This is a genomic window from Thermoanaerobacterium calidifontis (genome assembly GCF_055381745.1).
In genome coordinates, this window is record NZ_AP042436.1 from 2,301,186 (window position 1) to 2,324,855 (window position 23,670).

Annotated in this window: 17 protein-coding genes and 1 other annotated feature; of the genes, 3 read left to right on the top strand and 14 right to left on the bottom strand. The window is 36.7% G+C overall.

Translation table 11 applies throughout. From position 1 onward, the window contains the following. Positions 1–28: 28 nt before the first annotated feature. Together ACZ42G_RS12035 and ACZ42G_RS12040 are read right to left on the bottom strand one after the other, a co-directional pair. Positions 29–334 (bottom strand): PTS sugar transporter subunit IIB, encoded by a 306-nt coding sequence (locus tag ACZ42G_RS12035; protein ID WP_274893439.1) that lies wholly within the window; start codon positions 332–334, stop codon positions 29–31. Positions 335–500: 166 nt separating this feature from the next. Beyond that, complete coding sequence (locus ACZ42G_RS12040) at positions 501–3,203, bottom strand: sigma 54-interacting transcriptional regulator (RefSeq protein WP_274893440.1); 2,703 nt, start codon at positions 3,201–3,203, stop codon at positions 501–503. A 168-nt stretch (positions 3,204–3,371) separates the two neighbouring features. On the opposite strand from ACZ42G_RS12040, the gene ACZ42G_RS12045 reads away from it, so the two are divergent. Further along, positions 3,372–4,760 (top strand): APC family permease, encoded by a 1,389-nt coding sequence (locus ACZ42G_RS12045; RefSeq protein ID WP_274893441.1) that lies wholly within the window; start codon positions 3,372–3,374, stop codon positions 4,758–4,760. Positions 4,761–4,791: 31 nt separating this feature from the next. Here ACZ42G_RS12045 and ACZ42G_RS12050 read toward each other — a convergent pair whose 3' ends face one another. The 4 genes from ACZ42G_RS12050 to ACZ42G_RS12065 all read right to left on the bottom strand — a co-directional run bounded on the left by ACZ42G_RS12050 (position 4,792) and on the right by ACZ42G_RS12065 (position 9,190). Continuing rightward, on the bottom strand, positions 4,792–6,423 hold the full coding sequence (locus tag ACZ42G_RS12050; protein WP_085111834.1) for a peptide ABC transporter substrate-binding protein: 1,632 nt from the start codon (positions 6,421–6,423) through the stop codon (positions 4,792–4,794). Between the two features lie 191 nt (positions 6,424–6,614). Then, a complete protein-coding gene (locus tag ACZ42G_RS12055) occupies positions 6,615–7,229 on the bottom strand; it encodes a DUF47 domain-containing protein (RefSeq protein WP_085111835.1) in 615 nt (204 codons plus the stop codon). Positions 7,230–7,242: 13 nt separating this feature from the next. Further along, the gene (locus tag ACZ42G_RS12060; RefSeq protein ID WP_274893442.1) at positions 7,243–8,241 is read right to left on the bottom strand and encodes an inorganic phosphate transporter; all 999 of its coding nucleotides are present in this window, start codon (positions 8,239–8,241) and stop codon (positions 7,243–7,245) included. Between the two features lie 82 nt (positions 8,242–8,323). After that, positions 8,324–9,190, bottom strand: coding sequence for an aldose epimerase family protein (locus ACZ42G_RS12065; RefSeq protein ID WP_464850581.1), 867 nt, complete (start codon positions 9,188–9,190; stop codon positions 8,324–8,326). A 141-nt stretch (positions 9,191–9,331) separates the two neighbouring features. Here ACZ42G_RS12065 and tlp point away from each other — a divergent pair, with 141 nt between their 5' ends. After that, the gene (tlp, locus tag ACZ42G_RS12070; protein ID WP_085111837.1) at positions 9,332–9,601 is read left to right on the top strand and encodes a small acid-soluble spore protein Tlp; all 270 of its coding nucleotides are present in this window, start codon (positions 9,332–9,334) and stop codon (positions 9,599–9,601) included. 22 nt (positions 9,602–9,623) lie between these two features. Here the strand turns inward: tlp and leuS are convergent, their stop codons facing one another. Further along, positions 9,624–12,068 carry a leucine--tRNA ligase gene (gene leuS / locus ACZ42G_RS12075; RefSeq protein WP_274893444.1) on the bottom strand — a complete coding sequence of 815 codons (2,445 nt, stop codon included), beginning with the start codon at positions 12,066–12,068 and terminating at the stop codon, positions 9,624–9,626. A 48-nt stretch (positions 12,069–12,116) separates the two neighbouring features. Beyond that, positions 12,117–12,310: a binding site (T-box leader), on the bottom strand. 55 nt (positions 12,311–12,365) lie between these two features. Beyond that, positions 12,366–13,070, bottom strand: coding sequence for a YjgB family protein (locus ACZ42G_RS12080; RefSeq protein ID WP_274893445.1), 705 nt, complete (start codon positions 13,068–13,070; stop codon positions 12,366–12,368). Between the two features lie 188 nt (positions 13,071–13,258). Between ACZ42G_RS12080 and ACZ42G_RS12085 the strand changes: the two genes are divergently transcribed. After that, positions 13,259–13,771, top strand: a complete 513-nt coding sequence (locus tag ACZ42G_RS12085; protein WP_274893446.1) for an ECF transporter S component — start codon at positions 13,259–13,261, stop codon at positions 13,769–13,771. Between the two features lie 14 nt (positions 13,772–13,785). Here ACZ42G_RS12085 and ACZ42G_RS12090 read toward each other — a convergent pair whose 3' ends face one another. From ACZ42G_RS12090 to ACZ42G_RS12115, 6 genes are all read right to left on the bottom strand, one after another. Beyond that, on the bottom strand, positions 13,786–14,979 hold the full coding sequence (locus tag ACZ42G_RS12090; RefSeq protein ID WP_274893447.1) for a M28 family peptidase: 1,194 nt from the start codon (positions 14,977–14,979) through the stop codon (positions 13,786–13,788). A gap of 317 nt (positions 14,980–15,296) precedes the next feature. Further along, positions 15,297–17,873, bottom strand: a complete 2,577-nt coding sequence (locus ACZ42G_RS12095) for a transglycosylase domain-containing protein (RefSeq protein WP_274893448.1) — start codon at positions 17,871–17,873, stop codon at positions 15,297–15,299. Positions 17,874–18,010: 137 nt separating this feature from the next. After that, a complete protein-coding gene (locus ACZ42G_RS12100) occupies positions 18,011–19,177 on the bottom strand; it encodes a pyridoxal phosphate-dependent aminotransferase (protein ID WP_274893449.1) in 1,167 nt (388 codons plus the stop codon). 401 nt (positions 19,178–19,578) lie between these two features. After that, positions 19,579–20,751, bottom strand: coding sequence for a sugar ABC transporter permease (locus tag ACZ42G_RS12105; protein WP_085113128.1), 1,173 nt, complete (start codon positions 20,749–20,751; stop codon positions 19,579–19,581). A 19-nt stretch (positions 20,752–20,770) separates the two neighbouring features. Continuing rightward, a complete protein-coding gene (locus ACZ42G_RS12110; RefSeq protein WP_206199045.1) occupies positions 20,771–22,270 on the bottom strand; it encodes a sugar ABC transporter ATP-binding protein in 1,500 nt (499 codons plus the stop codon). A 120-nt stretch (positions 22,271–22,390) separates the two neighbouring features. Further along, positions 22,391–23,566, bottom strand: coding sequence for a sugar ABC transporter substrate-binding protein (locus ACZ42G_RS12115; RefSeq protein WP_274893450.1), 1,176 nt, complete (start codon positions 23,564–23,566; stop codon positions 22,391–22,393). Positions 23,567–23,670: the final 104 nt, after the last annotated feature.

Genomic DNA, 23,670 nt, shown 5'->3' on the forward strand with positions numbered 1-23,670 from the left:
TCCTGCTTATAAATATTAAATTAGTTCTCTACTTTTTTAAGATGCTTAAAGCTTTATTCAAAACTCCTTCACCGTCAACTTTACCGTAAAGTTTCGATTCAATTACATCTACAGCAATTCCCTTTGGTTCAGCAATTTGCTTGATTTTTTCAAGCAAATATCTTACTTGTGGTCCAATCAATATAACGTCTACATTTTCTAAGTTACGCTTCAAATCAGCTTCGGCATAAGCTTCAATCTCAACTTCTACACCTTTTTTGGCTGCTGTATCTTTCATCTTTTTTACAAGCAAACTTGTTGACATCCCTGCTGAACAAACCAAAACTATCTTCATCTAATTTCATTTCACCTCCAATTTAATTTTCTGCTTATAGATAATGCAAATACCGTGCCAAAGCAATTTCGAGTAGCAAAAGCTTGAATTTCATAGCTTTTCGTATCGTTAAAAAACCTGTATCAATCTGTATTGTTTGTAACCGTAATCAATACACATATGTGTATTAAAGCGAAAAAACTATCATCATTATGCTCACATATTCATCATCTGATAAAGCCATGTCAAAAGCTTCGTTTACTGGTTTTACGGCAGTCTTTATCATTTCGTATTTTGATGTGTTGTTTTCTATGATTGATTTACAGTTTTTGATCCGTATTAATTCGCCATCATTTAATACACGTTCTATTGCACAAGCAAGATGAAGTATTAGACCGATTATTTTGTCATTATCGAGAGTTACATTGTTTTCTGCAATGTTTAGATAAAATTCTTTAAACGCATTGATGTATTTTCCCGCATCAATATTTACGTTTTCTGCGATTATCTCTTTCATGTTGTCTATGGTTTCAAGTGCATCTCTTGAATCAATCATAGCTTTTAAAGATCTTAATTTACGGTTGTCAAACACATCAGTAGTTGAAATGTATTTAACTGTATCATCGCCTGGGTCAAATGCGCTTACTACTGCTAATACATTCTTTTCCCTTTTTATATTCTGTAGCTTTCGCTTAAATTCTCTTTTGTCTTCTATATTTAAAGGTATGATGTCAATGCCTGCTGATTTCAGATCGAGTTTTTTCTCTAAGATGGATTTTAATTTCAATGCTGTGCCTTCACCTGTGATGCAGGCAGTTATTATGACGTCATTTTTAAATCCGTTTTGCATCTCAAAGTTGTCCTTATATATCCTTCCTATATAAGGGCTTAAATTAAGCGCAGAATCGTAAACTTCATCAAGTGATGCATTTAATAATGCTTTTCTTCCTGCTTCTAATACCATAGGTGTTGATGCCATTTCAACCGTCTTGACTGGAATACCTGTTTTTTCGTATACCATATCACCAAAGAAAACTAATGAACCCATGTCTACAAGAAGCAATACACCTTTTCCCTTATTCGTCTTCTTAATTAGGTCACATAGGTTGTTAAGAGCGATTTCAGGCTTCTGGTCAAGTGGCATATTGTACCCTACGACAAAATTTTCCCCCAGCAATCTATTTGAAACATCTGCTATGGATGTAGCCGTAGACTCACCATGCATTGCAACTATGACGCTGACCTTTTCTTCATCTTTTTCTTGTTTTATGTCGAGGCACAAAAACATGGTTATAAAGCCTACTTCATCTTCTGGAACCTCTATGTCAAATTCTCTCTCTATCAATTTTTTAAGCTCTTTAGAAACTTCAAACTCATCCTTGTATATCCTTTTTATATCGTCTAATTGATGGTTTTCTATTTTCTTACCACTTGATATCCTTTCGATTGAGCTGGCAACGTGCATAGAAAGACCATACAGTGTCTTTTCACTAAACTCTCTTTTTAACATTTTTCCTGCATGATTCAGAAAATTATCCACAATATCAACAATTCTCTTGTCGACAACTTTATAAAGTTCCTCTAAATTGTACCTTTTAGCTTCATCAATATACCTTTTTAGATAAGTTTCTATATCCAAATTCATTATGAGTTTTATGTCATCTTCATTTATACCTTTTTTCTCCAGAGATTTACGCTTCTCCTCCAGCGCTTCGTAAAAGTTGAATGATTTACTATCTTCAGATGGAATGATGTCCATTTTGTCTATAGAAAACATTATTTTATCGTCTTTTACAAATTTATCGATTTTATCTTTTTCCTCTTTGTATTTGAAAAGCCCTCTTTTTATATACTGTGGAAGATCTTCTGTGTGTATAACAACTTCTTTGTCCCTATTCATCATGAATCCAAGGTATGCTTTTGCCGCACAAAGCTTTATGTCGCTTTTTAGCTGCCCTATGTTGTTTGGACAATCATAAAGCAGAAATGCTTTCAATGCGTTTGATGTTATTGATATGTCGTTTTTGATTATAGATGCCTCGTCAATCATAAAATTCTTTATTATTTCAAATCTCTCTTCATAAGTTCTTTCTTTTAATGATGGCAAATTTATCACCATCGGGATTCGCCGCGTAAAAGTCTTAAGAAGTATTGATTCTACATTTTCTGTAGTCGCACATATTATAAGCACATCCGCTTTATGCTGTGCGTCTGTTTCACCTAAGTGTCTGAACATCCCTTTGTCTATAAGATAAAAAAGCATCTCTTGTCCTTCTGGTGGCAATCTATGGACTTCGTCGAGAAATAGTATTCCTTTGTCCGCTTTCTCCACTATCCCTATCTTGTCTTTATCTGCACCGGTGTACGCCCCTTTTTTCACTCCAAATAGCTGCGCCATGAGAAGCTGTGGATTGTTGGCATAATCAGCACAGTTAAAAGCCACAAATGGAGCATTTGTCTTGATCCTGCCTATCTCTTTGGCGTATTCGTACATTGTCTCCGCAAACATCGACTTGCCTGTACCCGTTTCACCTAATATTAATGTATGAAGTCCATGTGGAGGATACATGATAGCCGCTTTTGCTTGTTGAACAGCATTTTTAAGGCTTAGATTTGAACCAATTATCTTTTTAAAAGCGTCGTCTTCCACTGTATTAAGATTTTTGGTCAATTCATCTTGCCTTATGCTGAATAAGACAGGCTTTCCTTCGATTTTATCTATCTTGCCATCCTTGTACATTTTATTTAGATCGCTTGATACATTTGCTCTATGAATATTAAGCTCATTAGATAGATCAATTGCAGAGCATCCTTTTATCACGCCATCATTTTTTAGCTGTCTTAAGCATATCTCTTTAAGCTTCTCGTAAACTTTATCAATCCTTTTCATAAAAAATACCTCCTACAAGGCTATTATATCATAACATAATACACATCAAAACACTTCTTCATGTGTAAATCAAATTTATAAGATTCTTTTTTCTGCAGAATATATACATAGGTATATTTCTATGATAAAATTATTTTGCTAATTAAAAAATTTTAAGGAGGCAAAACTGTGGAAAAAGAAAAGATTCTTAAAGTGCGTGACATCGTCCTTATGAATGTAGTGGCAATCATAGGTTTAAGATGGCTCCCACTTGCCGCAAAATACGGTGCATCTTCTATAATGCTGTGGGTCTTAGCTTCTATTTTGTTCTTCATACCGCAAGGACTTGCAGTAGCTGAGCTATCTACAGGATGGCCTTATGAAGGCGGCTTGTATGTATGGGCAAAGGAAGCATTTGGCGACAAATACGGCTTCTTAACGTCATGGTCATATTGGCTTACAAATGTAGTGTATTATCCGTCTATGCTTATATACATAGCCAGCACCGCTGCTTACATGGTGAACCCTAAGCTTGCAGATAATGACCGATTCGTATCCATATTCATATTTGTACTTTTTTGGATAATAACGCTTGTAAATGTCAATGGTCTTAGCTTAAGCAAATGGCTTTCAAATGCAGGCGGCCTTTTTGGAACAATAATACCGGGAATACTGCTTATCGGTTTTTCTATATACTGGGTTACAGGGCTTCATCAGAAAATTCAAGCAACGTACACGGTTCCATCGCTTTTCCCTAATCTATCAAGTTTAAGCAATATCGTCTTCTTTTCATCCATGATATTTGCTTACGCAGGGCTTGAATTAGCACCGACGCTGGCAGAAAGGACGCAAAACCCTGAGAGGACTTTCCCGAAAGCAATAGTTTTATCTGCTTTCATCATACCAGCATTGTATATCCTGGGCACTATATCCATAACCTTCATAGTTCCTCAAAAGGAAATAGGTTTGGCGACTGGGATAATGCAGGCAATACAAATCATATTCGACAAAATTGGCTTAAAATATTTAATAGGCGTCGCTGCATTTTTGATATTCATAGGAGGCATTGGCGGTATAAATGCATGGATAATAGGCCCAATAAACATGATCTTCACAAGCTCAAAAGGCATCATGCCTAAATTCTTTACAAAGTCCCACGATAAATATGGTACGCCTGTAAATGCCATGGTTACGCAGGCAGTCATCGTAAGTCTTCTTATACTTATGGCTTTTTCGACTCCTACTGTAGAGTCAGCGTATTGGCTTTTATCAGCCATGACATCAATACTCTACTTCATACCATACCTTGTGATGTTTTCTGCACTGATCGTCTTAAGGTATAAAAAGCCCGATGTCAAAAGGCTTTATAAGGTTCCATTTGGAAATTTTGGAGCTTGGCTTGTCGGTGGAATAGGCTTCTTAGTCGTGTTGTTCTCAATAATCCTTTCTATTATTCCACCTGCAGGCATGAATTTAGGAAGCCTTCTTTGGTATGAAGTCAAATTAGTCGGAGGAACACTTCTCTTCTTGATATTAGGCTTCTTAATATACAGAAATTACGAAAAGAAACTTAAGTAAAAGGCATTCCACAATGTGGAATGCCTTTTAATCAGTGCTTTTCTATATACGTCCACTTCCAGTCGCTATCAACTCCGACAGAATGCCTTACCCAACCTTTTACATAGTCTCTCTGAACGTAAGCCGTTGCAGAGTAGAACAATGGTCCTACCGGCATATCATTCATCAATATCTTTTCCGCCTCTTTCATCTTTTCCATGCGTACAGCATTGTCATTTGTTGACTTTGCCTCATTGATAAGCTCATCGTATTTAGGATTTGAATACTTCACATTGTTATTGCCAGCATTTGTGGTCCATAAATCTAAAAACGTCATAGGATCGTTGTAGTCGGCTCCCCACCTTGTCAAGCAAACATCATATTGCTGCTTTGAAAACATTTGAAGCCTTATCTTGTATGACACGTTTTGAATGACAACATCTACACCAAGATTGTTTTTCCAAAACTGCTGTATTGCTTGAGCTTCTTTTTTGGCAACATCAGTATCATCTGTAAGCAAAGTTATCTTTGGAAGCTGTGTTATATTTAATTCTTCCATGCCTTTTTTAAGAAGGCTTTTCGCCTCATTTGCATCTTCTTTGAATAAAGCTTCACCAGCTTCTTTTCTGAAATCTCCATTTAACCCTGTGATGCCATTAGGAACAAACGCATAAGCAGGAATAGAACCATCCTTCAAGACATTTTCTGTAAAGCTCTTTCTGTCTATTGATATTGTAAATGCCTTCCTTATATTAGCATTTTTGAAAACCGGATTCAAAGTATTAAAACCTAAGAAATACGTAAAACCATTTGGATGCACTTTAACCTGATCTTTATACTTTGGCACGAAATCACCGCTTATATTGATTTCGTCATATTGACCGGAATCATAGCCCTGTGCGACAGTATTTAGATCTTTTACCATGTCAAAATCTATCTCGCTTAATTTGACATTATCCTTATCCCAGTAGTTATCATTTTTAACAAGGACAATGTTTTGTTCATGGTTCCATGTCTTCAATACAAATGGACCACTGTATATTAAATCAGACGGACTCGATGCCAACTTATCTCCTTCTTTTTCTACAAAAGATTTCTCAAGTGGCAAATACGTGATAAAAGCCGTCAAACTTAAGAAATAAGGTGTAGGCTCCTGAAGCTCTACTTTAAGTGTCTTGTCATCCAATGCTTTTATACCTACAGAATCAGCACTTGCCTTACCTGAATTGTAGGCTTCTGCATTTTTTATAGGATACATTATGTAGGCATATTCCGATGCAGTTTTAGGGTCTAATGCTCTTTTCCAAGAATATTCAAAATCATAAGCTGTTATCGGGTTTCCATCGCTCCATTTGATATTGTCTTTTAAATGGAACACGTATGTAAGACCATCATTTGATACATCCCAGCTCTTTGCTAACCCTGATCCTTCTTTAGGCTTTTCATCAGAGCCTATTCTTACAAGTCCTTCTAACACAGCATTAAGTATTTGAAATGAAACGCCATCTGTTGATTTTGCTGGATCAAGCATTGGAGGTTCATCACCAAGATTCAAATGCAAGACTTGCTGAGTCGAATTTGAGTTGCTTTGAGTAGATGTCTTGTTGCTGGTATTTCCACAACCTGATAAAATGCTTGCTGTCAAAAGAATTGACACGATTAGAAATGCAATAAACTTCCTCACCTAAATCCCCCCATTCAAAATTTAAAAAAATTATACCATCAAATGCATATTAATTCAAAATAAATTATTAATATTACTAATATATTTTAATAATTAAAAAATATTTGTATATTGTGCTAAACTATCCGTTGATTTTGTGTATAATTTAATAAAAAATGGGCATTTATTATCATGCCTTTTAGTATAAATATTCATATTTCCTTCACAAGGATATGGCCTAATATTTCTCCAGCCAAGTCCATCTTATCGGCGCAATTGCTCAAATGTCTGTATATCTCCCGCATTTTTAAAATGTATTTTATATCATCATTCTTTAAAAGCTCCGCTAGATATTTTCTATAATATGACTCCATCTCATTTTCAAGTTTTTTAGCTTTTAGGGCGTAATCCATTGCTGATTTTTTGTCTTTATCGAGATTATAAACACTTTTATCTATAAGCTCTGTACCTCTCAATATGACATCCACCATTTCCCTAAGCTCCGCTGTCGGACTAAGCTCATATATCTCCATTTCTTTTACTGTCGTCTCGCAGTAATCCAATATATTGTCAATGGCACTGGATAGCTCGTATATATCTTCTCTTTCAATAGGTGTAATAAATGTGCTATCAAGCTCATCAATAAGCTCTTTTCTCTTATTGTCAGCCTCTTTCTCTATATTTATCACTTTTTCACCATCGTCATCTTTGCCAGTTGTCATATATAGAGCCAATGCCTGAACACCTTTTAAAGCCAAATCAGAATGTTCCTGCAACAATTTGTAAAAATCTACGCCTTTTGAAAATAGCCAATTAAACAATCCCATTTGCACCACACCTTTATACAGTTTTCCAAATCAAAAATAAAATTGAAGATATCGCAAAAGATGCCGGTATTGTGATAAACCAAGATGCAAACATGCCTCTTGCAAACTGCCACCTTACAGCAGTAGGTCTTTCTCTTGCACCAACTCCAAGTACAGAAGAATTGATTATCTGCGTTCCACTTGTAGGCAGTCCAAATACTGCAGCAGCTATAACTATGAATAGGGACGATATCTGCGCATTAAAAGAGTGAAACGGCTTAACCCTGTATATTCTGGTTCCAACGCTTTTAATCATTCTAAGACCGCCAAAAAGAAGTCCAAAGGATATCATAAAAGCCGATAAAACCTTAATCATGTTATGAAATTCACTGCTTCTTGAGAGACTACTTCCTATCGTCAATATATATATAAGACCCATTCCTTTTTGGGCATCATTAGCGCCTTGACCGGCATTTAAGATAAAGAGAGTCAAATATTGAAGCTTTTTTAAAACAGTATTGACTTTTACTCCAGCACTTCTCAAAATACGGCTTGTGGAATACATCACCAAATACCCTATCAAAAATCCAAAAACAGGAGATAAAAAAAGTGGAATTACGACTTTTAGCAATATTCCGTAGATGTTAATAGAATCAATCCCATATTTAATTATGAAAGGCCCTATCATGCCTCCAACTAATGCGTGTGAAGAGCTGGAAGGCATACCTATATACCACGTGATAAGATTCCAAACAACAGCACCAAGCAAGCCTGTAAATATCATGATATAAAGATCATTGCCAGCAATTGTAATGTATTTAAGCTTAAGCACGTCTTTGCTTATGGTGGATGCGACTGTAGTGCTTAATGTAGCTGTCCCGATAAATTGAGCTAAAGACGCTGTTATGAAGGCACTTCTTATGCCGATAGATCTTGACGAAATAATCGTAGCTATGAGATTTCCTTCGTCGTGAAACCCTGTAATAAAGATGTATAATAAAATAAAAGCTATTAAAGCATAGTGCAAATCCATTTTGACACCTCAATATATTTCTTGTGGTACATTATATTATGTGCAAATGACTCAAAACGTTAATGTACCACAACCATAAATATTATTCCATAGAAGCTCTTATGCTAAACACTGCTTTTAGCTCATCACCAGGCTTTAAAATTTTGACATCTTCCTTTGTATTCATGGAGTCAGGCTTAGCCATCCAAGGCTCAACACATATAAATTCTTTATCGTGTAATGCCCATACAACTACGTATTTAAAAACTTCATCGTATTCAAGAATAATTTTCATACTTCTTTTTTTATCTAATATAGAACACTTATTTGATTTAGGCTCAAAAATAAGATTTACCTCCGTCTTTTTAAAGTCAATCTCTCCATCGAAAGCAATCTGCTTTTTATCTATTGCATCATAGCATACATCTGAATCAACTGATATTAAGGCATCGCCCTTATTTTCAATATAAAAATACGGGTGAAATCCAGAGTAAAATATCATATTTTTCTCTGACTTATTTACATATTGTTGTTCTATTGTCAGCATTCCGCTCTTGAGAATATATTTAAAAATAAGTTCAAAATCAAAAGGGTATATTTTCCTTGTCTCGCTACTGCTTGTAAACTTTAATGTTATCGACGCAGAATCATTAGCATTTGTCTCAACTACATCCCATTTATAAAGCCTTGCAATACCATGCTGTTTCATGTTGTACTCTCTGCCATCTATCGTATATTTCTCATCTTTTAGGTACCCACAGATTGGAAAAAGTATCGGTATTCCTCCTCTTAAATTTTTCGTCGCATCGTACAGTGTTTCTTTGTCAAGGTATAAAATCTCTTTTCCATTATATACAAATTTCGTTATAACTCCTCCCCGCTCTGGCACAACTTCAAAAAAGGAATTATTTTTCAAATCATAAAGCTTGTATGTTTCAAATTTGTCCATATATTTTTCCACTTTATACATTTTTCAGCACCTCTTTTATTATTTTGTCTAAAACCTATTATACTATAATACCCATAAACTTTTCTAATTTTTTCAATACATATATTAAATATAAAAGTTAAAAATAATTTTGAAAAAATACTTTTTAGGAGTGTGATAGAGATGGCTGAGGGAAAAGGGCGTTATAAAAATCCTCCAAAGCCGGATGATCGTTCTGATAATGTCGGAAAATTGCAGGATATGATTCACGATACGATAGAAAATTACAGAGAAGCTGAAGATTATTTGAAATTGCACGCTGAAGAACTTTCTCCAGAAGAAATCGCAAGAATCAAAGAGAAAAATCGCCATAGACTTGAAAGCATCCATGGCATGAGAGACGAAATCGTAGACGAAGTAGAAGCCGGAAACGGAGTAGACAAAAAAGATTAAAAAATAGGCAGTTTCTCACTGCCTATTTTACAACTATATTCACAAGCCTACCTTTTACAACTACGACTTTAACTATTTCTTTGCCGTCAATGTATTGTTTTATGCTTTCTGCTGAAAGCGCAGCATCTTGAATTTCCTTCTCACTCGCGTCTGGAGAAACTTCGAGACGTCCCCTTACCTTACCGTTGACTTGTATTGCTATCTCAACAACATCTTTTACTAAAGCTTTATCATCGTACTCTGGCCATTTTTGATTAAAAACAGAATAGGTGTATCCCAATCTGTCCCACATCTCTTCTGCAAAATGCGGTGCAAACGGCGCCAGAAGCCTTACAAGATCTGCAATAGTTTCCTCGTACAATTTTGTGTTTTTAATTTCCACGTCAGCATCGTATTTATAAAGAGCATTTACAAGCTCCATTATCCTTGCTATGGCAGTATTAAACTGAAACTTTTCAGCATCTTCTGTGACGCTCTTTATGGTATAATTTCTCACATAATTAAGCTCTTTCTCATCTTTTGAAATCTCATCTTTGCCTTCTTTGCCTCTGTCTTCTATAAATTTATCTACAAGCCTTTCAATTCTCTGTATGAAGCGGGACATAGCTTTTATACCGTCATCATTCCACGGGCCACCTTCAGTAAAGGCAAAGCCAAACATCAAGTACATCCTAAATACGTCTGAACCGTATTCATTGATGTACTCATCAGGTGATATTGTATTGCCTCTTGATTTGCTCATCTTGTTTCCATCAGGCCCTAAAATTATGCCTTGATGTATGAGAGATTTAAAAGGTTCATCGAAGTCCAGATATCCTAAATCTCTCAATGCCTTAGTGACAAATCTGGCATATAAAAGGTGCATGCATGCGTGCTCGGCACCGCCTATATATTTGTCAACTGGTAGCATCTTATCAATAAGCTCTTTGTTGAAAGGCTCTTTGTCGTTTTTGTTGTCAGGATACCTTAAGAAGTACCACGATGAATCAACAAATGTATCAAGTGTATCAGGATCTCTTAATGCTTTGCCACCGCATTTAGGGCATGTAGTATTCATAAACTCCTCAGATTTTTTAAGGGGCGACTCCCCATCCGGTGAAAACTCCACATTGTATGGCAAAAGAACCGGAAGATCTTTTTCAGGCACGGGCACCAGTCCGCATTTCTCACAGTGTATTATTGGTATAGGTGCACCCCAATACCTTTGCCTTGATACAAGCCAATCCCTAAGCCTGTAATTTACCTTAAGTGCTCCTTTGCCTTCTTTCTCAAGCATCTTCACTATTTCTATCCTTGCATCTTCTGATTTACTTCCTGTAAAATCACCGCTGTCTACAAGAATACCGTATTCAACAAATGGCAGTGAGTCGTCTACGCCATCATTTCCCTTGATGACTCTCTTTATTGGCAAGTCGTACTTCTTAGCAAATGCATAATCTCTCTCGTCATGGGCAGGTACTGCCATGACACAGCCTGTCCCATATGTAGCAAGAACGTAATCGGATATCCATATAGGCACTTTCTCACCTGTAATAGGGTGAATAGCGTACGCTCCTGTAAATACGCCTGTCTTCTCTTTTTCCGTTGAAAGCCTCTCTATCTCGCTTTGTTTTCTGGCGTATTCTTTATATTCTTCTACATTTCTTCTATGCTCATCTGTCGTTATGAGATCTACTATCTCATTTTCTGGAGCTAAAACCACGTATGTAACACCGTATAGCGTGTCAGCCCTTGTCGTAAAAACTTTAAACGATATGTCTTTGCCATCGACTTTAAACTCTATCTCAGCACCATCAGATTTTCCTATCCAGTTTCTCTGCATCATCTTCGTCTTCTCAGGCCAATCCAGCTCATCAAGCTTATCTAAAAGTTCTTCTGCATAATCAGTTATTTTCAAAAACCATTGTGTCAAATCTTTTTTAGTGACTTCAGAGCCACATCTTTCACAAGTGCCTTCTACAACTTGCTCATTTGCGAGGACTGTCTTGCAGCTTGGACACCAATTGACAGGAGCCTTTTTCCTATAAGCCAAACCTTTCTTGTACAGTTGTAAGAATACCCATTGTGTCCACTTGTAGTAATCAGGCAAACAGGTTATAACCTCATAATCCCAATCAAATGTGGCACCCATCTCTCTTAACTGTCTTTCCATAGTCTTTATGTTTTGAAGGGTAGAATCCTGTGGATGTATGCCTGTCTTTATGGCATAGTTTTCTGCTGGCAATCCAAACGCATCAAAACCCATTGGATGAAAAACTTCATAGCCCTGCATCCTTTTCATCCTTGCCCATGAATCAGCAGGCCCGTAGTTATACCAATGCCCTGCGTGAAGCTTAGCACCTGACGGATACGAAAACATCTCAAGACAGTACAGCTTTTTATCAATGTTTTCCGGGTTAAACTTGTATAGTTTTGTATCCTCCCACTTCTTTTGCCATTTTTTATCAATATCCCTTGAATAAGCCATCTTCTCACTCCTATTAATATTTTTTTGCATAAAAAAGGCTTTACATCACAAAGAGACGAAAGCTACGCTTCCGTGGTACCACTCTTTTTGACGCAAGCCCACTTGTTTCATATAACGGTACAACCGTGCATACTTTTAATATGCATGCTCAATGGCGAGTTCAGCTAACACAATGCCTTTTCCCACCGTCATAAGGCTCTCTGAAAAAGTCTTAGCCTACTACTCCACATCATTGCATTATCAATATATATTTATCAATATTTTATTACAAATGCTCTTAAAATGCAATATGATAAATCACCATTGGCGACCTGGATCGTCTGCCATAGAATTAACTGTTGCCGCAGGATACAGCACATTTACATGGTCAACAAGATTTGTCGTATCTGATATGACAAATTCAAGCTTGTAGTCAGAATTCATCGTATATCCTAAAACAGTTTGGCTTGTAGTGCCGCTTATAGTGGCTTTATACAAGGCTTTTCCCAATACATTTTCAATATCGCTTCTTGAAATGGCTTGTAATCTAGGATCAAATGACCTTGTCTCAAAAACCTGCATTCCTTTATTAAATCCAAATACAAGATCCTTCTTTGTAAAAGTCGTATAAGTTCCCTTTGCAGATGAAATATACTCTTGCTTGTCAGGGTTTCCATACACCTTTTCTATGTCATCTATAGTAGTTTTACCTGTGACAAAATCGCAGTTTATTACTTTACCTTCTTTAGCAAGGCTTACTATCTGATTTAACAAACCAACGTTGCGATTGTCTACAACAGGATTCTGATCTCGTTTATCACTATTGCCATTATTATTATCATTGCTGCTCTTATTTTCATCTTTTGCATTATTATCAGAAGTTGAATTATCATTTGTTGCAGTTTTTTGGCTTTGCGATTGTTGGTTTCTTCTTTGTGCTGTATTAGAATTATTGTAAAGCAGGTATCCGGCAAAAATCGATACAGCAACAACAAGTGTTATCAATAAGATGTATTTTTTCATAATCAATCCTCCAATTTTTTATTTATTCCCCCACACAAATGATAACCTTATGCAATGCCTTTCGTCAATGGCTTTAAGGGAGATTTAATACATAATTAATGTTTTTAATACTTTTTTGATAATTGCTTAACAACATTACACTATAGTGTTAAAATATAGTTAAATAGATTGATGTTGGAGGTGATATTATGGTAAATGGCACATCACCCAAAAAATTTGACGCAAAATTTATAACAAGAACAGCTATTTTACTGGCATTGACTATAATCGTACAATTTATCAAGATGCCACAGCTTGTAACAGGCTCAATCGTAAATGCGATGCTTATTGTATCGGCTTACTTTGTAAGTGTCTGGTCTGGCATCACAATAGGGCTTTTGACGCCAATCATCGCTTTTTTAGTAGGACTTATGGGATTTCCAATGCTTATACCATTTATAATGATTGGCAATGCACTGTACGTAGTGCTTTTCTCGGCTATTAAAAACAACATCATAGGCATGATAACAGGGGCAGTTGTAAAGTTTTTATGGCTGGCAGCTTCCGTAAAGTACATTCTCGTAATGTTTGGCGTAAAAGTACCGCAAAAAATTGCAGCAGCCTTTACATTCCCGCAGTTAGCTACTGCTATAATCGGTGGAATACTATCCATCTTTTTAATATTCATCTTGACAGGTTATTTCAATAAATCAAAGGAGTAGGTACATACCTACTCCTACTCAATTGCTTCAACATTTTTTAAATTGGTCATCTTATTTGAAACCCTTAAAACATATTCTATCAAAAAGCTTTCTTCATACCTTAAAAGCTTTGAATCAACGTTTTCTATAGTATCTGTAAACCAATGATAATTTTTTATAGATCCGTCTTCATCCATGGATAAAAACGCTATAGCGTCGAATCCACTTGCTAAGACAGGCAGTGCATCTGTGGGCAAAAGCAAGTTTTTCCTTCTCTGAACCGTATTTTTTGGATACTCTTTTGCCATAAGATCTACAACATCTAAAAGCATTTTGCCTGCTTTCCTGTATATTAACATACCTTCTCCTTCAAGGTATGTCAACTTTCCTGCCCCAAGATTATCCAGTATTACAAACTGTGTATCACCACTTAACAACTTTCTATATTTTTTTAAGAAATATTTCATTCCCCTTTCGCCAGTCTCCTCGCTGCCTGTAAAGAGGAAAATTAGTTGCACGTCGTCCGGAAATTTATCCATGTTATTTGCATAGTGATCTGCAATTGCTAATGCCAAAGATACACCAGAACCATTGTCATTAGCGCCGTTTGTGTACTTTCCACCTAACTGGCATATAAGCAAAAACACGACCATTGCAAATGTTATAAGTATGCCTAACCCCAATAAAACGTTTGATACAAAAGAAATGTTCATCACTTTAAATGCGATACCTAATGGTATCAAAGCAAATCCCACATAGCCAACGTTAAAAATCATTTTTAATCTGCCAACAATTTTGGGACTAAACATCAGGCTGCCTTTTTGAGTATCAATGTGGGCAGATATAATTATCTTCTTTTTGTCGTTTTTTTCGAATTTTGTGAATACGTTTTTAGATCTGTGTTTAGGCATTATGCTTGTTTCAAAAGACCTGCCGCTTAGCTCTAAAACCAGCAAAAATACTGCAATAATGGAAATTAAAAACTCCACGACATTTAAAAATTTATCGTATACAAGCGATGCCGATCCCATAATGAAAAGAAGGATACCAAACTGAAGAGGCAAAATGTAAAGATTGTCTCGTGTCGTTTTAAATTCCTGTACACCCACATCATAGCCTAAAATTTTAAGCTTTTCTGCGATGTAGTCTGCTGCCCTTCTTTCATTCTTTGTGGCTGAACCACGGTGTTCAAACCTCGAAAGCTCTTTTAAGTAATCCATACTTTTCATAGTATTCGCCCCCTAACTATATATTTCTACAGACTTTTCAATATTCCTTCAATAATTTTTTCCTATGAGTTGATACATTATTCACAATAGGGAAATTACTTGAGCTTCCAAAGCCAGCGAAATAAAAAAACACCTACTATGCAGGTGCGTGACAAGAGTTATACAAAAAATCACCTTTCCGTTATTATAGAGTTGTTCAAGCTACTATATAACAAAAGGAAAGGTGATTTAATGGCTAATAAACGAGATAAAATGGCATGCACAAAATAGATGTGCCAATACCACATTTATTCACTACTAAGTATAGTGGTTATGATTTAGTGGCCAAGTATAGAGTTTATTATATTTCCAATGCCCTTTTGATTCGTGGTAGAATTTCCTTGTCCACTGCTATTAGCATTACTGCTATTTGTACCGCTACTATTGCTTTGCCCGCCATTGCCGGATGTACTGTTTTGTCCCGTATTTTCAGTATTCGTGTTTCCCGGTTCCGTGCCATTTGTCGGAGCAGTAGTATCGCCACTATTTGTCGATGGATTCCCAGTTTGTGCTCCGTTGTCATTCTGATTATTTCCCGGCAATACATCGCTTCCACTGTCCGACTGTGTAGGCAATACGTATTTGCCATCGGCAGCGTACGCATTCTGCTCTGGCGTCCTTCCTGGCGGATTGATAAACACCTCTTGTTTCACAAGGAAAGGCGGCGTCCATGAAGATGCCAGTTTCCCTGTCAATGTATCTATCTGGGCTGATACGTGAACAGTACAATACTCTGTAGGCTGTGTGCCTGCAGCAAACATCTCAGTATATGTCCTGTCCCCTCTCGGATCTTGTCTACACAAATCAGTCGGCAATTCTCCAGAATCTTTGCAGACCGTCTCATATACTATTCCAGATGGTTTATCTGTAAAATGTGTTGGTGGAAGATTTTGATGTATTTGTGCCATGACAGTCCTCCACATCTGAGCCGGGAAAGTACCGCCTACCTGCGGCACACCGTAATTTTTCACAGGATTATTTGATGATGGATAACCCATCCACACAGTGCCAACGTAGTAAGGCGTGAAACCTGAAAACCAAATGTTGCCTGAATTCTCAGATGTGCCTGTCTTACCTGCTACATCCATATTTGAAAGCTTCGCAGCAGTACCTGTCCCATGGTCTACAACATCCATCATCATGCTTCTCAATATATAAGCATTTTGCTCACTTAGCACCACATGTTCTTCAGGTTTATTGTCTACCAATACTTTCCCTGTAGAGTCTGTAATCTTTGTAAAAGTAATAGGGCTTATATACATGCCTTTATTGGCTATTGCTCCATAAGCAGCCGCTTCTTGTATAGGCGTAATGCCTTGACTTAAACCACCTAATGCCAATGCTGGAAGGTACATATCGTTTTTAGTTATGTCAAGGCCAAATTTTTTTCCGTAACTTGCGGAGACATTTATGCCTATCTTATTGACAACCTGAACAGCAGGCACATTCAACGAATCTGTAATTGCTTCCCTTAATGTAACTAACCCATGGTAATAATTGCTTTCATAGTTGTGAGGTGTATAAGGTTTTGCACCAGGAAGCGTAAATGTGGTAGGAACGTCATCTACAACTGTAGCAGCAGTAAGCCCGCTTTGTAATGCAGGTCCATAAACGGTCAAAGGCTTTATAGATGACCCTGGCTGTCTCTTTGAGTCAGCAAAGCTTATACCTCTTGTGACATACTTAAAGTCATTTGTATTTCTACCACCTACAATACCCTTAATTTCTCCAGTCTTCCAATCTATAACTACCATCGCACCCTGTACAGCCTCTTTTGTAGTCGGATCTACAGGGAAAAGCTTTGGATTTTTAAACGCATTTTCCATTACCGTCTGTATATTTGGATCCATTGTTGAATATATCCTAAGACCGCCATTGTATATTTCATTTAATGCTTCAGATTTAGTTATGCCAAGTTTTTTGACAAGAGCATCTGTAGCATCATTTATGACTTGATCTATAAAATAGCCGTGACTATACGTAGACAAATTAAGATTTTTAAAGACAAAATGCAGCTTTTCATTTATGGCAGCATTGTACTGTTCTTGAGTGATAAAGCCCTGTTTCAACATTTCACTCAAAACGAGGTGCTGCCTCTCCGTCGCTTGCTGTATATTGGAATCAGGCGAGTACATAGAAGGATTGTTGGTAATGCCTGCCAGCATAGCACATTCTGCAAGGTCCAACTGGCTTACATCCTTGCCAAAATACTGAAGGGCTGCTGCTTGAACACCATACGCATTTATATGTGGACCGCCTAAATAAATGGTATTAAGATATGCTTCCAGTATCTGCTTTTTCGTGTACTTCTGCTCTAATTGCCATGCTAATACAGCCTCTTGAATCTTTCTCGTCAATGTCTTTTCATCTGTAAGCATAGTATTCTTGACAAGCTGCTGCGTTATGGTGCTGGCACCTTCCACAGGTTTGCCACCGGCCTTTATGTCAACTAAAAGTGCACCAATTATCCTCTTTGGATCAATGCCTAAATTATTCTTGTAAAACCTCTGATCTTCTATGGCCACAACGGCATTTTGCAAGTTTTCAGGAATTTTATCTATAGAAACCCAAAGTCTGTTATCAGAACCGTGTAAAATCGCAGCTTGGCTCCAGCTTCCATCGCTGTTTTTAGCGTACACTATGGACGACTGTTTCATCTTCGTCAAAGCATCCTGCGACAGTGGAGGCGTGTTTTTTATTATAGCTAAAACTTTACCGCCAACAGCGCCAATACCTATCAAAATCAGTATAATGACACCCCACAGCACAACATTGAAGGCTTTCTTAAAGGCGCTTTTTTTGCTTTTTTTCTTTTTATTTCTATCACTACGCCTAAGTTGTGTATTATTCTCCATAACATATCCCCTCAAAAAAATTTTAATACTAATATTATACCATATCATATTATATCATATTTTATTTTCAGGCAAATGTCGAAATTATTAAAAAATAATTAAAAAACCACAGGACCTTAAAGATCCCATGGTTTTTCCTAAAATTCCTTCATAAACTCCCTTATCCTTTTTACCGCCTCTTTTAGATTTTCCATGGATGTGGCATAAGACATTCTTATGTATCCCTCGCCATGCTCACCAAATGCGCTTCCTGGCACTGCTGCAACTTTCGCCTCATATAAAAGCTTTTTGGCAAATTCCAATGAGGTTAGTCCAGTCTCTTTAATCGATGGAAATATGTAAAATGCTCCTTTAGGCTCAAAGCACTTAAAGCCCATATCAATTAAGCTTGCGTACAAAAATTTCCTTCTTTCATCGTATTTCTCCCGCATGAATTTCACATCATCATCGCCGTTTCTTAAAGCCTCCAAACCTGCATATTGCGATTGGGTGGATGCTGACGTGACATCGTACTGATGTATCTTTGTCATGTGCTTTACAAAATACTCCGGTGCGGCTATATAGCCCAGCCTCCATCCTGTCATGGCATAAGACTTAGAAAAACCATTTATCAAAACAGTCCTTTCCCACATTCCAGGCAGTGATGCAAAACTTACATGCTTAAAGCCATCGTAAACCAGTTCAGAGTATATCTCATCCGTCACAACCAGCAAATCGTGCTTTAATACTACCTCAGCCAATTTCACCATTTCCTCATAAGGCATGACAGCTCCTGTTGGATTATTGGGATATGGCAAAATCAAAACTTTCGATCTATCTGTCACATACTTTTCTAATACATCTGCTTTTAAGACAAAGTTATCTTTTTCATATGTAGGGACAAAAACAGATTTGCCACCAGCCAATTTCGTACATGGATCGTAAGCCACAAATGACGGCTCAGGTATCAAAACTTCGTCACCATCTTCCACAAGAGTATTCAGTGCTATGTAAATAGCCTCCGTCGCACCGATTGTGACGAGTATCTCACCGTCAGGCTTATAATCTACATCGCAACTTCTTTTAAGATATTTTGATATCTCTTGCCTTAATTCTATAAGCCCAGCATTTACAGTATATCCTGTTTTGCCTTCTAACAATGAGACATACGCTGCATCGATTATGTGCCTTGGTGTAACAAAATCCGGCTCCCCAATCGTCAGCGATATGGCGCCAGGCACTTCTTTTGCCATATTAAAAAAATACCTTATTGTAGATATCTCTATAGATTTTGCACGTCTTGAAACTCTATCTTCGAAACCCACCATGCTCCCCCACTTTCAATAAAAACTCTTTATTCAATTATAATACACAATTTCAACAATTTAAAGCATCATAATTTTTTCCTCTTTTTAGGGAAATATCTACCAATACTGCGATGACAAGAACAATAACTACACTGCAGCTTTTTTGTTTCCACCAATCGCATAACGCCATTGCCAAACTTGGTATGGTTTGCTGCAAATGTAAAAAAGCACTACCGTGACTGAAAAAGTACAAAATTAGGAGTAGAAAGACAAAAAGCATAGGCATACGCCAATATAAGAAAAGGCTACTGGAGAATATCCAATAGCCAAATACTCAAAACGATCATTATAAGTAAATACTTTGATGACGCTGAATAAAATAATTATTAAGCTCTACTCAATTGACTGACACCATTTAATCAGCCAACAGCTTGAGAACGACGTGTAAGGATGTCAAATACAACAGCTAAAACAAGTATTATACCTTGTATTACGTATTGAATAGAACTTCCAAGTCCCATTAAATCCATACCATTAGTTAGTGATACCATAACTAAAGCACCTATTAATGAGCCTGTAACTTTACCAACACCGCCGTTTGCAGAGCATCCGCCGATAAATGCACCGGCAATTGCCAAGAGCTCAAAACCTGTGCCTGCTGTCGGTGAAGCACTTTGCATTCTTGATGCAAAAAGTATTCCTGAAAGTGCAGTCAAAGTTTCCATAATAACAAATGTATAAATTAAAACATTTGCCACATTGATACCAGAAAGTTCAGCTGCTTCAGGGTTACCACCAACAGCATAAATGTGGCGCCCAAATGCTGTTTTATTTAATATCACCGTAAATATAGAAACAACTACAAAGACAATAACAAATGTCCAAGAAATACCATTATTCATCGCCAAAACAAGTATTAATGCTGCAATCAAGGCAACAACAAAAGCGATTTTAGCAATAAAGAAAGGCATAGGTAAAACTTCAAAATTGTATTTTTTCTTTGTGTTCCGAGCCTTAAACTGAAAATAAATAAACAATACTATACCAATTAAACCAATTACAAGAGTTGACACTGCAAATCCGCCAATTTTTCCGAAACTTGGTATAAAACCATTACCTATTTCATTAAAGAATTTATCAGTAATGTTAATTGTACCGCCTGCCTGAGTAGCGAATAGCAATAATCCATGGAAAGATATCATACCTGCAAGAGTTACGACAAACGCAGGTATACCAACCTTTGCAATCAGTACACCAAAGAACAAACCAATAACTGCACCTAAAGCCAGTACAATTAGTATTGCGAGAATAGCTGGAACATGATAATTCATCATCAATATTGCAGCTATAGCTCCTAAAAAGCCTGAAAGGAAACCGACTGACAAGTCAATTTGCCGAACAATAATGACAAGCGTCATACCAGTAGCTAACACTGCTATATAACCTGTTTGATTTATCAAACTTGATATATTATATGGAGAAATAAACGTACCATTAGTTAAAATAGTAAATAAAACGAAAATCACAGCTAATGCAATAAACATACCATAATCACGTATGTTTTTTCTAAGAATTACACCTAGTTCTTTCATAATATCCCTCCTTAAAATATCAGGCCGTAGCCATTTCCATAATTTTCTCCTCTGTTGCGTCCTTGGCGTCTATAACACCGGTCATAGTACCATTAGACATAACATATATCCTATCGCTCATACCCAATATTTCAGGTAACTCAGAGGAAATCATTATGATGCTCATACCCCTCTTAACAAGTTCATTCATAATTGTGTATATTTCAAACTTGGCTCCAACATCAATTCCTCGAGTTGGTTCATCCAAAATCAACAGATCTGGCAAAGTAAAAAGTCCTTTCGCTACTGAGACCTTTTGCTGATTTCCACCAGACAAAGTCCCAACAACTTGCTCGATAGAGCGTGCTTTAATATTTAACTCATTAAAGAACTTATTGGCAGCATTTACTTCTTCATGTTGATCAATAAAAAGCCCATTCAGTAACTGCTTGAGATTGGAAAGAGTTATATTAAATTTTATGTCTTGAATCAATACGAGGCCATTCCCTTTTCTATCCTCTGTAACATATACAATTTTCTCTTTAATGGCTTTCTCAGGAGAACTTAAATGCTTTTTGACTCCATTAACGTATAATTCGCCTTTTATATTATAATGCTTTGTATTGCCAAAAATGCTTAGGGCCATTTCGGTACGCCCTGCGCCCATAAGCCCTGCAATACCAACAATTTCACCTTTGCGGACTTTAAAATTAATATTATGGAGAATTTCACGCCCTTTGCTTGGATCAAAAGCTGTCCAATTTTTCAATTCAAAGCATACATCTCCATATTTAACATCTTCCCTCTTTGGATAAATGTCTTCTATCTCTCTGCCAACCATATACTTAATTATTTCTTTTTCCTCAACTTTGCGTTTAGTAGCATCAATCGACGTAATTGTCTTTCCATCTCTTAAAACCGTGATTGTGTCGGCAATAGAGATAACTTCTTTTAATTTATGCGATATCATTATACATGTTATGCCTTGTTTCTTTAATTCTCTTAAGATTTGCAGCAAATTCTCACAATCAACTTCACTAAGCGCTGCTGTCGGCTCGTCTAAAATCAAAAGTTTAACGTCTTTACTTAAGGCTTTGCCTATTTCAACAAGCTGCTGAACTCCAACACCAACATCCTTAACTTTAGTTTCAGGATTAATATTTACGCGAATTCTTTTAAGCACTTCTTTGGCTTTAATAATCGTTTCATTCCAATCTATAAACGGACCTTTTTTGATTTCATGTCCCAAAAATATGTTTTCATAAATTGTGAGTTCCGGTATTAAAGCAAGCTCCTGATGTATTATAGCAATTCCTGCTTTTTCACTATCTTCAATACTTCTAAAATGTTGTTCAGTAGAATTTAAAATGATTCTTCCTGTAAATGTGCCTGATGGGTAAACACCAGAGAGAATCTTCATCAACGTTGATTTCCCTGCACCATTTTCACCAACCAAACAGTGAATTTCTCCTCGCTTAACCTTGAAGTTTACACCATCCAGTGCTTTAACGCCAGGAAATGTTTTTCCGATATTATCCATTTCAAGAATGTATTCAGCATCTTTCAAGAGTTTGCACCTCCTAAATTAAAGTCGAAGGGTATGATAAGCAAAAGTTTATCCTACCCTTCCAAATTGTATAGCGTAATAATAAACAGTCGATTATTGTATTGGAGTAACTTTACCGTTATCCAGTTTATACAATCCTGAAGAATTAATAACGCTTTCAGCATTATCCTTTGTAACGATAATCAAAGGAGCTTTTGTTGCAGGAACGTCCGTGCTGCCATTGTTATAAGTTGTTACGATAGATGATGGCTTTGTATTGTTGCTGATAGAATCAACTATATCTTTAACGTCAGCAACAAGTTTTGCATCTGATTTCCAAATTGTCATGCTCTGTTTGCCATCCAGAATGTACTGCAACGAAGCCTGTGTAAAGTCCTGACCTGTTGAATAAATCTGAGTAACATCTTTGTCTGCTCTGAATGTATCTGTTATAGCACGTGATGTATCATCATTTGGAGCAAGAACATAAACAACGCCCTTCTGATCCGCCTTTGCTTTTGCCAAGTTAGCTTGTGCTAATGTCTTAGCAGTTGCTGGATCCCAGTTTGTTGTAATCTGACCTATAATTTGAGCTAATTGGCTGTGTGTCAGTGTTGCTGTGTTCTTTAATGAATCAGCAATACTTGAATTTTCTATTACAAATGTACCATCAGCGATCTTTGGTTGAAGAACACTCCAAGCACCTTGGAAGAATAAGAATGCATTGTTATCTGATGGAGCGCCTGCGTATAAATACAAGTGATTGCCTGTACCTTTAGCGTTGTCTACCAAATATTGAGCTTGAGCTGCACCAACAGCTACGCTGTCAAATGTTACGTAGTAGTCAACATTTGGTGTATTCATTATAAGTCTGTCATAAGAAATAACCTTGATACCTTTACTATGAGCCTCATTTACTTCAGCCGCTGCTGCAGTTGCATCCTGCGGAACAATAACAAGAACCTTTACACCTTTAGATATAAGACTTTCAACATTTGTTTTTTCAGTAGCGGTATCTCCGTTACTATAAAGAATTGTAGCACCTGGCAATGCTTGTTCGAATTGCTTCTGTGCCATTGGCCATCTTGATTCAGCTTTTGTTGGAAGCACTATACCAACATTTGAATACTTACCTGTACTATTTGAGCTTGTATTGCTTGAACTCGTATTACTTGAACTTGTATTGCTTGAGCCTGTGCTGCTTGAGCTTGTGCTATTTCCACAACCTGCAAATGCAAAAGTTGCAAAAACCATCAAAGCAACTACAAGCCATAACCTAAATGTTTTCATAAATACTATCTCCTTTCTGTTGTTTATATTTTCGCTATATATATTCTACAAACATCTTTATTTCGCCTCTAAACCATTTTTTGTTTTCGTTCATTTTTTTGCTT